The organism is Pseudomonas putida (genome assembly GCF_025905425.1).
Lineage (GTDB): Bacteria > Pseudomonadota > Gammaproteobacteria > Pseudomonadales > Pseudomonadaceae > Aquipseudomonas > Aquipseudomonas putida_AF.
The window spans coordinates 4,523,407-4,535,610 of record NZ_CP109603.1 but is presented as its reverse complement, the minus strand read 5'-3'; the positions used below and the strand labels follow the sequence as shown (position 1 = coordinate 4,535,610).

Sequence of the window (12,204 nt, the reverse complement as noted above, 5' to 3'; positions counted from 1 at the left end):
GGCGCTGGTCTAGTCAGCCAATGCTGCCTCCACCCGCCCACCGGTAACGGTGCTCAGGAGGCCAGATCATGAGATGCCCTTGCTCCCGGACGTAAGGAGCCGCCAGTCCCGCGAAGAGGACATTCCCCACAGGTCGCAGGGGCCTTGATCCCTGATAACACTCAACATTCTTGGCGGGATGACGTGGGGCGAGGATCGAAGACCGAACGATGAGGTGATTCGACATGGCATTGGTGGGTAGACGCGATGGCCGTAATTTCGGCTACGGCAGGCAACTGAGCTACGCAGGGCCGCAGGCGTTGAAAGACATGTTCGGCGGCGGCCACTACGGCACGGTGAAGGCACACTGTGATCGGTGGCAGGCATTCGTCAGATGGTGCCGCTCCGAACAAGGGCCCGGTATCAATGATGCGCGGCAGATTGATCGGCAGGTATTGGCGGACTATGCGGCGTACCTGCGCGACGTGGTAAGGCGCGGTGACCTTGCTGTCAGCACCGCACAAAACCGCCTATCCAGCGTTAACAGGACAATGGCGGCGCTGCGCGGTGATCAGTGTGTGAAATTGCCCAGTCCGAGCAAGGCGTTAGGAATGCAGCGCACCGGAGTTCGCCAATCGGCTCCGCAAGGCCAAGACCGCGAACAGGTTAAGCAGATCGTCGATGCGCTTTGTCGCGATCATCAGCAACGGGCCGCAGCGATTGTTCTGTTGGCGCGAGCCACCGGCATGCGCCTGCGTGAGGCCATCCTGGCTGACCTGCCACGGCTGAGCCGTGAGGCTGAAGACCTAGGCAGGATCAACATTCAAGATGGCACCAAAGGCGGTCGCGCTGGCGCCTCAGCGCCACGATGGATTGCGGTGGACCAACATGTTCAAGACGCACTTGGGTTTGCAGGGCAGGTGTCGCCTGCGAGTAGCCGCAACCTGATTGCGCCAGACGAAAGCTATCTGAATGTTCTGCAGGAAATCATCCGCCCAGCGCGGGACGTCCTGCATGCACACAAGCTCAACGGCTTCCATGAGCTACGAGCGGCGTATGCATGTGAACGCTATGAGCAAATCACCCAACACCCCGCGCCTATCAACGGCGGCCAATGTTGCCTGGCAGACAGGAACCTAGATCGTGAGGCCCGAATGCAAATCAGCTATGAGTTGGGGCACGGTCGGATCGATGTGGTCGCGGCCTACATTGGAGGGCGGTCATGAGCAAACCATTCGATATGGAGTCGTTCTTGGCTGGCGTGCTGAGCGGCTCGCACTCAACCCGGCAACGCCATGTGCAACAGGCAAAAATCATTCAGGCCGAAATTGCGGAGCGCTGGCAGCGAGGATCGCCTTGGGCTTGGCAGAGAAAGCACCTGGTTTGGTTTCTCGAAATTCGCCTATGCCGGAACAGCGAGGCGACACGATATTACTACCACCTGACGGTACAGCTAATCGTGCATCGATTAGAAAAACCATGGATATTCAAGCAGTAAGTCTATGTATTCGGCTCGCCCACCGGCAAAGATTGAATCCCTAAAATAGGTTGATGCTTGGCTGATGGTCGGCCGCCTTTAAGTGAAATAGGGGGACAGACCACGATTTGATTCCCCGAATTTATTCGATTGAGGGTCTTGAAGTCCTCTTGCCATAGAGCCCTAAAATGATAAAACGTGCTCTGTCCATTTTTTCCTTTTTCAGACAATCGCGAGGTTAGGTTTGTGCGCGACCATGATGGTTTGCAGACGCTTCTTCGCTCCTGTGAACGCGGGGACGAGAAGGCTGACCACGGTCTCGTTGTCGAGGTTTTCTTCGGGCTGATCGAGGATTATCGGGTTACGCCCCTTCCCACGAGCAGGTAGAAAATCAGCAGCAACGCACCTCGTTGGCCTGGAGATAGCTGCTCGATTTCGGCGTTTTGGAATAGCAGCTAATAACGTAGTTCCAGATAGGAGAAGTCGAACAGAAGGTCGTAAGCGTCAGCAGCGCTTTTGTTATTGCGCAGCATCGAATCAATGCCGTGCTCAACTTTCTCACCAATCGTCGCCCTGCTGATGCCATCTTGTCATGCAAGGACTGGGCAAACTCCACAGCTTCCTCTCGACGATCGAAGTCGACTGCCTCACCTAGTCGGCGAACGGTGTTGTAGCTTTCGTCATCACCTCGGAACTCGCCGACATTCTACTTCAGCAAGGTGAATAGGTTGGCAGCAAATGGGTCGATCGATACAGCGTCTGGCTGGTGAATTCACATCGACGCCGCTTGCTCGGTAATATGCTGCCCTGTGCCACGAATTGTCGAGCGGCGAACGCGAGGGATTGAGAAGGTGAAGATGTGGGAACCTGTATCGGGGGTGTTCTGGAGCACACCGCCTGCACTAGTCGTTACGCCGGAGGTGGCGACGCCGCTACCTGTGTCGACAGCTATCTATTGTGGCTTGCTGTTGGCCGTGATCATCCCACTTACAATCAGGCATATTTCGACAATGATACGCCCTGAGGGCCTGGATCTGCGCAAGCATCTGGGCCTGATCGGGTTCATTCTGACCTTGGCTTACTTTGCGGTAATTTTTCCCTTGATCTGGGGGCGTATTGGCACACTAGGTACGATGCCCCTGAACGAAGTGGGTGATTTCTTGGCCGGTGCATTTGGGCCGGTAGCGTTCTTCTGGGTGGTCCTCGGTTTCGTGCAACAGGGCGAGGAACTGAGAATGCAGGCCCTGGATACCAAGAAAGCCGAGATCCGGGAAGAAATCATGGCCAAGATAGCTGTGGAGCAGGCAGAAGCACAACGCGTGGCCATGGAGGAAGCGCGTAAGCGTAGGGAACGGGAAATTTCCGCAAAATTTTTGGTTAGCACCCGGAGTAGTGGAAATGGCAGGCGTGCAGGCGAGGCCATGAACGAGATCATAATCCGTAACAAGGGCAACAAAGCGTTGAACGTTGAAGTCAGCTTTGGCGAGCCTTTCCTGGACCCACATTCAATTGTGCTCGGAGAGATTGGCGCGGATGGCGAAGCGTCCCTGAATGTGTACCTGCCCCTAACCCAGGGCCCTGTAGAGGGCAAGCTTATTTTACGTTATGACGACGTTGACGAGAGTCCGAGGGTCGAGAGTTTCAAGTACAGGGTCGTAAACAGCCGCACCGAGTTCACCGATTAAGGGGGCATCCGTGCCCTTCATCCCGTCACTTGCGCTTGTTCGGCTTGGTGCCAAACCCGGTATCATGCCGCACCTGTGCCACGAATGGTCGGGGTGATGAACGCGAGGGAATGCAATGGCGGATGCGTGGACACCAATCAACGGCGTGTATACGGCTACAGCACCTCTGTTTCCTTGGGTCGCTAGCTTTCCCAGCTTTGACGCTGGTGTCTGGGGCAGCGCGCTGATCAGTGCCGGGATTGGTGCTGGTGTCGGTGCCTGGATGGCCGGACGCATCGCTCGCAATGCCAAGCTAAGGGACGAGCTGTTGTCCGAGTTCCGAAGCATCGACGTAGCCATCACGTTGTGTATCTCAGTATCGGATGTGACTGGCGGCATGAAAAAGCAATACGTGTCGGGTTTCCTGCAAAAGTACGAATCAGACCGTAGGAGGTATGAAGCGTACAAGGCAGGCCCTTCCCCAAAAGCCCCATTCTCGCTGCGGATTGACCAGCTGAATCTCCAGACCTTCGCGCCGCCTGTATCGGAGCTACAGGAGCTGGTCCTAAAAAGTATCCGCCTGTCCCCCAACGGTGTGAAATCCCTAGTTGCTTTGGTCGACGCTGTCGGGAATCTCAACTGGATCATTGGAGGCTATAACTCTCTCGTAGAAAAGTTCCTCCACGGGGGCTTGCCACCGGGGTTCACTCCCGAAGATTACTACCTAGAAATTCCAGTAGGTGGTGTGGTCAACACACAATACGGCACATCGGTTCGAGGTATAGCGCGCTACACCGATGATGTGCTGTTTTTCGCTGATAAGCTGGTTGACTGCCTGACAAACCAAGGCGTGAAGGTCCGTGACCGGTACGAAAAACTGTCCGGCGAAAAGTATTTGGTCCGCAAGGCCAACACCGTCAAAGGCAACGAGGGCTTGATCCCCACTGACGCAGACTATGCCGAGTGGATGGCCGGCTGGGAGCCGGATTTCAGTGAAGCTATTAAGAAACCGAGGTGGTGGCACCGCAAGCAGAAGTGAGGCACGGTCTTCCAAGCTAGGCTCTCCATGCTGCGCTCTAGCGTGGGCTCATGGGCTTTGCCATCAAGATCCGGCACTGCCACGGGTATCTCTCTACATGCACAAAATTAGTGATGTCGTTCTGCAACCATAGGAAGAGGTCAGGACCATGCTAAAAGGACTCGACAAGCTACAACGCCAACTCAAGGATGCGCAGGAAGTGCTAGAGCGGCTCGACGGTGATTTGTGTACCGTAAATTTCGATCCTTATGATCCTGCGAGCATTGAGCAAGCAGTCCAGCAGGTAGAGGCCGTCATTGATGAGGCTGTTGGTCGACACGGATCAAATCCGATCATCCAGCCGCTAGCAGCTGAAATGAAAGAGCGCTATCGCTCAGAAATTTTGGACCGCGCTGCGGCCGCGAGGCTGGAGACCGATGAATGACGTATGTTGACCTTTTCTCGCAGCTCAATAACGCTTTATTAGACCTGCAAGGAGCGACTCCGCAGACGTTTGAACGACCCCTGAAAAGAATCTCAGCACTCCTCAATAGCCCTGCCCTTGAAGAAATCAATAGCGCTCTAAAACGCGGACTGGACTTAGATGGCTTTATAAAGACAAGCGAAGATACTGCGGGAAGCATGGTTGGGAGTGCAACGCTCCTATGGCCCGATGATCAACAGCAGACGCTGGGTCTAACGCTACTATTGGTTGATAAACTTGCAGCCGAGCCACATTTTGCAATAGATTTCGGGCATCACTTCTTTTACTCGGGCAGCAAAATAATTGCTGGCATTCGAGAGCTAACGAGGCAATTGATAATCCCCTTCATCAGGGATTACAAGTTGTACGTCGAGACAGAAGGAAGATCAGAACCAGTATTGAGGCCTCCTATGTCGAATAAAGTATTCATTGTCCACGGTCATGACGACGGCGCGCGCGAGTCGGTTGCTCGCTTTCTCGAAAGGATAGGGTTCGAAGCTATCATCCTTCATGAGCAGGCCAATCAAGGTCGTACGGTGATAGAAAAGGTTGAGGCCCACGGGGATGTCGGCTTCGCAGTTGTGCTGTTGACGCCTGACGACGAAGGCCGTGTTAAAGGAGGCGATTTAGAGCCTCGGGCACGGCAGAATGTGTTGCTAGAGTTGGGCTACTTTATCGGGCGACTTGGGCGCAGCAGGGTTTGCGCTCTTAAACGGGGCCAGTTGGACATACCTAGTGATTTTGCCGGTGTAGTGTGGGAGCGAATGGATGAAGCTGGCGGCTGGAAGCAGGCTTTAGGGCGCGAACTACAGGCGGCAGGACATCCAGTCGATTGGAACAAGGTCATGCGCGCGTAAACCTCTGAGGGAGGTTGAGCAAGCTCTGGAGAGCTTGCATGAAGCCAGCGGGCGGTGCTTGCTAGGCGCTACCTGCCCCGCCGGCCGTGCAGGTCAAAAGACGATTTTCACAAAGAGGAAGGTTTAGGAATGCTTTGGGGTGAGTAAAATTTTACCGGTACGTTCACCCTGGGATGCCTTCAGGACAGCCTCCTTAATATCAAGTAGGTCGTAGGCTGCTTCGACCGGTGCCTTCAGTTTCCCCCATGCCCGCTAGATTTACGGCAGTTGAACATCATCCCTAAAGTGCTCTACCTGGTCGGTGCCGTCTCCGACCTGGCTACCCCAGGCCTGCCTGAATACGTGCCTTTCAACATCAGCAGGTACGCTAAACCAGTGCACCTGAAGGATACCTTTGTGATCATGCACTCCAGCAACGCGGCTCGCTAAGCGGCCGATACCATTAACATCCATCATTGCCGCGGCGTACCCCAATACGTGATGCAACCTCGTAAGGCGCTTTCGATCAGAGATGTAGGCACTGACCTGAATATCGCTGACATGGCGCTCGACTGGCTGATGTTCCATCAAATGCTTCCTTGCCTGGGTTGTGCTCTGAGTATACCGCCGGGCCCATGAGCGCAGCGCGACACAGTGCAGAGTACCGCAGGCTGGCTGACAGGTGGGACGACCGCTTGTGGCCGTTTGTCGCCCGTCTCGAACGACGGGTAGGGGTCGATAGTTCCCATCCATCAGAAGAGTCTGAGCCTGGCTTTGGCGAATGGTTAGCAGAACGCTCCAGCGTCTTCCATCATCCTGTCATGGTTTTTCGAAGTGGTAGGGAGCCAGGAAATAGGCTGAGGATAATTTTAGAGATAATGAGTCATACCCTAAAGAACAATACCCATTGAATTCAGCCTCTTCCGTGTTGATACGATTCCTGTCTCCGCACCACATCCAGCTCCACTGCATTCCGCTAAATGCTTTGGAAGCCCTCTAAACCGGCCTTCTGGCCGGTTTTTCGTTTCCACGACCCTCCGTCGGGAACCAATAAAATCCCCAATAAACGGGGGTATTTTTGGGGTACAGCGTCTTTCCTGAATGGAGAACGTACCCCTATGCCACGTCTAGCCATTCCGCTCAGCGACCTCAAATGCCGTACGGCCAAACTGCGTGATCGCGCCTACAAATTGTTCGATGGCGGGGCATGTACTTGTACGTCACGCCCAGTGGCTCGAAGACCTGGCGGCTGCGGTATTTCAAACCCAACGGCAAGGAAGGCACGCTGATCATCGGCAAGTACCCCATCGTTTCGTTGGCTGTCGCGAGAACCAAGCGCGATGAAGCCAAGGCTCTGTTGCTCGACAACCTTGATCCGATGGAAGAAAAGCAGAAGGCCAAGATTGCTGCCCAGCGGGCGAGTCTTCTCTTTGAAACCGTCGCTTTGGAGTGGCACGTCGAAATGTCCCGGCGCTGGACTGAGGGGCACGCGAAAACGGTCCTGAGTAGGTTGCGCACCCATGTATTTCCACTGATTGGTCAGCGGCCTATCGCTGAACTCGACACCCATGATCTCCTTGAGGTCACTCAGCGAATCAAGGATCGCGGCACCATTGATGTCGCCTTGCGTGTGCAGAACTATCTATCGACGATCATGCGGGGCGCGAAGCGGGCGCGACAGATCACTCAAAACCCGGCGCTCGATCTGGCCGGCTCGATTCAAGCGCCGCGCACCGTGCATCGTCCTGCACTCTCGCTGAACCGCCTTCCTGAGTTGTTGAGCCGAATCGACAACTACACCGGTCGCGAGCTGACCCGGCTCGCAGTGCTGCTTACGCTGCATGTGTTCGTGCGCTCCAGCGAACTGCGCTTTGCCCGATGGGATGAATTCGACCTGCAACGGGCGATGTGGGAGATCTCCGATACTCGTAAGCCGATTGAGGGTGTCCGCTATTCCACGCGCGGGACCAAGATGAGTGGGGACATTCAGATAGTGCCTCTGTCGCCTCAAGTCATCGAGATCCTTGAACAGCTGCGCAGCTTGAATCGCTTCTCTGAACTCGTATTGCCCGGTGATCACAGGTACTGGAAGCCCTTGTCGGAGAATACGGTTAACCAGGTACTGCGCAATATGGGGTACGACACCACTAAGGACGTCTGCGGGCATGGTTTCAGGACCATGGCTTGTAGTGCCTTGCTCGAATCAGGGCTGTGGACGGACGCGGCAATTGAACGGCAGATGAGTCATCAGGAGCGTAACCGCGTGCGCGCCGCTTACATCCACAAGGCCCAATTTCTGGAGCAGCGTCGGTTGATAATGGCGTGGTGGAGTAACTACATCGATGCCAACAGATCGGGCCATGTCACTCCGCATGAGTTTGCCCATCCGGTAGGCGACAACGTCACGGCCTTGCCAAATGGCCATGGCGCATTCAATCGCGGGTAAGCCTGCAAGATCGGCGCTGGCTGCTCTTTCACGCGGGTCCATCCAAACAGGGCTGCAAAGCCGCCGTTGCAAGTCAACCTCGACAAGGATGCCTTACCGGAATACACCGCTACCAATTCCTGTTTCCCCGAATCGCCAATCAACCGGCCACTCATCCGACGGACGAGCTAGCGTTTTGATGGCGCGCAGATATTCTCAGACTCACAAGTCTCCCGGTCTCTCGTCATCTTGCAGAAGGACTGTGTCATGCCAAATTTTGGTGAAACTCTGATTAACACCACGACTGCAGGCAATCAGGAGGATCCGAATATCTATGGGTTGATCGACGGTGGTTTTGTCATCGTCTGGCAGGGCAATGGTCTTGGCGAGACCACTGGAATATTTACCCAGCGCTATAACGCCAGCGGTGCCAAGGTGGGGGGCGAGACGCTGGTCAATACCACGCTTGCGGGCGAGCAGTTTCAGCCTTCGGTGGTCGGGCTGCTTAACGGCGGCTACGTTGTGACCTGGTCCGGTCTCAATACCGGGGGGCAGCAATGCATTTTTACTCAGCAGTACAACGCCAACGGCACCAGGCTCGGCGGCGAAACTGTTGTCAATACAACCCTGGCGGGTTTGCGCGATTCCCCTGAAATTACTGCCCTGGCCGACGGTGGTTATGTGGTGGCATGGGGGGCCGAGGAAGCCAGTGGCAACTTCGGGTCTTTTCTGCAGCGCTTCAATGCCAGCGGGGTCAAGGTCGGTGGGGAAGTTCACGTCAACACCACTACCCTGGGGGCGCAGGATTTTCCGCAGATTTTTGGTGTTCCCGACGGTGGTTACCTGGCGGTGTGGGAAGGGAATGGCCCGGGTGATGACTATGGCATCATCACCCAGCGCTTTAACTCGGCGGGCGCCAAGGTGGGTTCGGAAACCCTGGTCAATACACCGTCAGTGGATACCCAGACCGAGCATATGGTCGCGGTGCAGGCCAACGGCAATTACCTGGTCGTCTGGGAGTCTTACCCTGAAACCATCAACGGCCCGGGCCAGATAGACGTATTTGCCCAGCTCTATAACTCCGCCGGTACCAAGGTGGGTGTGCAGACCCGGGTCAACACGACTATCGCCGGTGATCAGTCGGAGCCTCATGTTTCGGCCATGTTCGATGGTGGCTACCTGGTCACCTGGGTGGGTAACGGTCCGGGTGATGCTTCCGGTGTCTTCACCCAGCGTCTGAATGCCAGCGGCGCTCCGGTCGGTGCGGAAACCCGTGTCAATACGACGGTAGTGGGCGACCAGGTCATCACGCGGGTGACCACTCTGGCCGATGGTGGTTATGTGGTTGTCTGGGAGTCCACCGGCCAGGACGGGGCAGGTGAAGGTACTTACTTCCAGCGGTTCGATGCAAACGGCAATAAACTCACCGGCCTGGCGGGCGATGCCGCGGCCAACGTGCTGACCTGGGCGGGTGTCGGAAGCGTCGTCATCGATGCCGGCGCGGGTGACGACACCCTCACGGGCGGCAGCGCAAACGACCATCTCAACGGCGATGCCGGCAACGACACCCTCAATGGTGGTGCTGGCAGAGACAGGATGACTGGCGGTGACGGCTCGGACACCTACTTCGTCGATAACCTGTTCGATGTCGTCAGCGAAACCAATGCCGTTGCTGCTACCGGTGGTATCGATACGGTCAACAGCACCCTGGCGAACCACGTCCTTGGCGCCAACGTGGAAAACCTGCGGCTGCTGGCAACCACGGCCGCCAACGGTACCGGCAATACCTTGAACAACACCATCTTTGCCGGGGCCGGCAACAATATCCTCAATGGCGGCGACGGTATCGATACGGCGTCCTATGCCTTTGCCGCCAGTGCAGTGGTGGCCAGTCTGGCTGTCACCACCGCCCAGGCCACGGGTGGTTCAGGCAGCGATACGCTGCTGGGTTTCGAAAGCCTGACCGGCAGTAACTTCAACGACACCCTGACCGGCAATGCCGCCGCCAATACCCTCAGCGGGGGCGCGGGCAACGATGTCCTCAATGGCGGTGCCGGCAATGACACCCTCGATGGTGGTGCCGGCAATGACACCATGGAGGGGGGCGACGGTTCGGACATCTACATCGTCAATAGCGTCAGCGATGTGGTCAGTGAAACCAATGCGGTCGACGCCACCGGCGGTACGGATGCTGTCTACAGCTCCCTGGGTGGTTACATCCTTGGCGCCAATGTGGAGAACCTGCGCCTGTTGGCAACCACGGCCGCCAACGGTACCGGCAATGCCTTGAACAACACCATCTTTGCCGGGGCCGGCAACAATATCCTCAATGGCGGCGACGGTATCGATACGGCGTCCTATGCCTTTGCCGCCAGTGCAGTGGTGGCCAGTCTGGCTGTCACCACCGCCCAGGCCACGGGTGGTTCAGGCAGCGATACGCTGCTGGGTTTCGAAAGCCTGACCGGCAGTAACTTCAACGACACCCTGACCGGCAATGCCGCCGCCAATACCCTCAGCGGGGGCGCGGGCAACGATGTCCTCAATGGCGGTGCCGGCAATGACACCCTCGATGGTGGTGCCGGCAATGACACCATGGAGGGGGGCGACGGTTCGGACATCTACATCGTCAATAGCGTCAGCGATGTGGTCAGTGAAACCAATGCGGTCGTCGCCACCGGCGGTACGGATGCTGTCTACAGCTCCCTGGGTGGTTACATCCTTGGCGCCAATGTGGAAAACCTGCGCCTGTTGGCAACCACGGCCGCCAACGGTACCGGCAATGCCTTGAACAACACCATCTTTGCCGGGGCCGGCAACAATATCCTCAATGGCGGCGACGGTATCGATACGGCGTCCTATGCCTTTGCCGCCAGTGCAGTGGTGGCCAGTCTGGCTGTCACCACCGCCCAGGCCACGGGTGGTTCAGGCAGCGATACGCTGCTGGGTTTCGAAAGCCTGACCGGCAGTAACTTCAACGACACACTGACCGGCAATGCCGCCGCCAATACCCTCAGCGGGGGCGCGGGCAACGATGTCCTCAATGGCGGTGCCGGCAATGACACCCTCGATGGTGGTGCCGGCAGTGACACCATGGAGGGGGGCGACGGTTCGGACATCTACATCGTCAATAGCGTCAGCGATGTGGTCAGTGAAACCAATGCGGTCGCCGCCACCGGCGGCACGGATGCTGTCTACAGCTCCCTGGCCGGTTATACGCTGGGCGCCAACGTGGAGAACCTGCGGCTGCTGGCAACCACGGCAGCCAACGGCACCGGCAATACCTTGAACAACACGCTGTTTGCCGGGACCGGCAACAATATCCTCAATGGCGGCGACGGCATCGACACCGCGTCCTATGCCTTTGCCACGAGTGCGGTGGTGGCCAGTCTGGCTGTGACCACCGCTCAGGCCACGGGTGGCTCAGGCAGCGATACGCTGCTGTCCTTCGAGAACCTGACCGGCAGCAACTTCAACGACACCCTGACCGGCAATGCGGCCGCCAACACCCTCACGGGGGGCGCGGGCAATGATGTCCTCAACGGCGGTGCCGGTAATGACCTGCTGATAGGCGGGGTGGGTGTTGACCAGCTCAATGGCGGTGTCGGAGCCGATCGTTTCGACTTCGATGCCTTGAGTGAAATGGGCCTGGGCACATTGCGCGATGTGATCGGGGATTTCAAAACCGCCGAGGGCGACAAAATCGACCTGTCGACCCTGGACGCGAACGTGGCCACCGCCATCAATGAAGCTTTCAGTTTTATCGGGGCGAGCGCCTTCAGCGCTAACGCGACCGGGCAGGTGCGCTTCGCTGGCGGCATCCTGTTCGGCAGCACCGATGCCGACACGGCGGCGGAATTCGAGATTTCCCTGGTCGGTGTTACGACACTCGTCAACGCAGACATTATTGCCTGATTGTCGTCGCCGCAGCTCTGTGGAAGGGGCGGATATCACCGGGCGCACAGCGTTCCTGAACCAACGCTGTCGCTCCGCAAAACTTCATGATGTCCGGCACGGGCGAGGCATAGGATGGCAACTGAATGTCACGTCCTCCTCACCTCAATCCACAGGAATAAAAAGATGATCGCAAACCTGATCAAGGTCTCGTTGATCGCGGGTGCCGTGCTGTTGAGCGCCTGTTCGAGTGTGAGTTCTCCTCGCGATTATTCGGTCGACTCCGTGCAGCCGTCCGGCTTTGGCCCAGGGCCTGCCAACAGCAACGCCAACAGGATGAATTTTCATGACAGCGCGCTGGGCAATAGCTTTGGCGAGTACAGCTCCGGTTTGTTGCACGGCGACTGATACGCGGTCGGCAATGAAGAAG

Annotated in this window: 9 protein-coding genes and 1 pseudogene; 9 read left to right on the top strand and 1 reads right to left on the bottom strand. The window is 57.0% G+C overall.

What is annotated here, in order from left to right:
* Nucleotides 1-224: 224 nt before the first annotated feature.
* From OGV19_RS20375 to OGV19_RS20350, 6 genes are all read left to right on the top strand, one after another.
* A complete protein-coding gene (locus OGV19_RS20375; protein WP_264310385.1) occupies nucleotides 225-1,205 on the top strand; it encodes an integrase domain-containing protein in 981 nt (326 codons plus the stop codon).
* Complete coding sequence (locus tag OGV19_RS20370) at nucleotides 1,202-1,477, top strand: hypothetical protein (protein ID WP_264310384.1); 276 nt, start codon at nucleotides 1,202-1,204, stop codon at nucleotides 1,475-1,477. The genes OGV19_RS20375 and OGV19_RS20370 overlap by 4 nt, the downstream gene beginning before the upstream one ends.
* Before the next feature lie 836 nt (nucleotides 1,478-2,313).
* Nucleotides 2,314-3,141 (top strand): hypothetical protein, encoded by an 828-nt coding sequence (locus tag OGV19_RS20365; protein ID WP_264310383.1) that lies wholly within the window; start codon nucleotides 2,314-2,316, stop codon nucleotides 3,139-3,141.
* A gap of 115 nt (nucleotides 3,142-3,256) precedes the next feature.
* The gene (locus tag OGV19_RS20360; protein WP_264310382.1) at nucleotides 3,257-4,159 is read left to right on the top strand and encodes a hypothetical protein; all 903 of its coding nucleotides are present in this window, start codon (nucleotides 3,257-3,259) and stop codon (nucleotides 4,157-4,159) included.
* A 148-nt stretch (nucleotides 4,160-4,307) separates the two neighbouring features.
* Nucleotides 4,308-4,583 (top strand): YuaX family protein, encoded by a 276-nt coding sequence (locus tag OGV19_RS20355; protein WP_264310381.1) that lies wholly within the window; start codon nucleotides 4,308-4,310, stop codon nucleotides 4,581-4,583.
* Nucleotides 4,580-5,479 (top strand): TIR domain-containing protein, encoded by a 900-nt coding sequence (locus OGV19_RS20350; protein ID WP_264310380.1) that lies wholly within the window; start codon nucleotides 4,580-4,582, stop codon nucleotides 5,477-5,479. The genes OGV19_RS20355 and OGV19_RS20350 overlap by 4 nt, the downstream gene beginning before the upstream one ends.
* 258 nt (nucleotides 5,480-5,737) lie before the next feature.
* Here OGV19_RS20350 and OGV19_RS20345 read toward each other — a convergent pair whose 3' ends face one another.
* Nucleotides 5,738-6,046: a hypothetical protein gene (locus OGV19_RS20345; RefSeq protein ID WP_264310379.1), complete on the bottom strand. Its 309-nt coding sequence runs from the start codon at nucleotides 6,044-6,046 to the stop codon at nucleotides 5,738-5,740.
* A 530-nt stretch (nucleotides 6,047-6,576) separates the two neighbouring features.
* Here OGV19_RS20345 and OGV19_RS20340 point away from each other — a divergent pair.
* The 3 genes and pseudogenes from OGV19_RS20340 (at nucleotide 6,577) to OGV19_RS20330 (ending at nucleotide 12,182) form a co-directional block, all read left to right on the top strand.
* A pseudogene (locus OGV19_RS20340) lies at nucleotides 6,577-7,904 on the top strand (tyrosine-type recombinase/integrase).
* A gap of 246 nt (nucleotides 7,905-8,150) precedes the next feature.
* Nucleotides 8,151-11,795, top strand: a complete 3,645-nt coding sequence (locus OGV19_RS20335) for a beta strand repeat-containing protein (protein ID WP_264310378.1) — start codon at nucleotides 8,151-8,153, stop codon at nucleotides 11,793-11,795.
* Between the two features lie 165 nt (nucleotides 11,796-11,960).
* Entirely contained in the window at nucleotides 11,961-12,182 is a 222-nt protein-coding gene (locus OGV19_RS20330) for a hypothetical protein (RefSeq protein WP_264313982.1), read from the top strand.
* The last annotated feature ends 22 nt before the right edge of the window (nucleotides 12,183-12,204 follow it).

Bases quoted from the DNA above. Each gene is read 5' to 3' on its own strand.
- OGV19_RS20375 (WP_264310385.1), top strand. From the start codon at position 225: ATGGCATTGGTGGGTAGACGCGATGGCCGTAATTTCGGCTACGGCAGG.
- OGV19_RS20370 (WP_264310384.1), top strand. From the start codon at position 1,202: ATGAGCAAACCATTCGATATGGAGTCGTTCTTGGCTGGCGTGCTGAGC.
- OGV19_RS20365 (WP_264310383.1), top strand. From the start codon at position 2,314: ATGTGGGAACCTGTATCGGGGGTGTTCTGGAGCACACCGCCTGCACTA.
- OGV19_RS20360 (WP_264310382.1), top strand. From the start codon at position 3,257: ATGGCGGATGCGTGGACACCAATCAACGGCGTGTATACGGCTACAGCA.
- OGV19_RS20355 (WP_264310381.1), top strand. From the start codon at position 4,308: ATGCTAAAAGGACTCGACAAGCTACAACGCCAACTCAAGGATGCGCAG.
- OGV19_RS20350 (WP_264310380.1), top strand. From the start codon at position 4,580: ATGACGTATGTTGACCTTTTCTCGCAGCTCAATAACGCTTTATTAGAC.
- OGV19_RS20345 (WP_264310379.1), bottom strand. From the start codon at position 6,046: ATGGAACATCAGCCAGTCGAGCGCCATGTCAGCGATATTCAGGTCAGT.
- OGV19_RS20335 (WP_264310378.1), top strand. From the start codon at position 8,151: ATGCCAAATTTTGGTGAAACTCTGATTAACACCACGACTGCAGGCAAT.
- OGV19_RS20330 (WP_264313982.1), top strand. From the start codon at position 11,961: ATGATCGCAAACCTGATCAAGGTCTCGTTGATCGCGGGTGCCGTGCTG.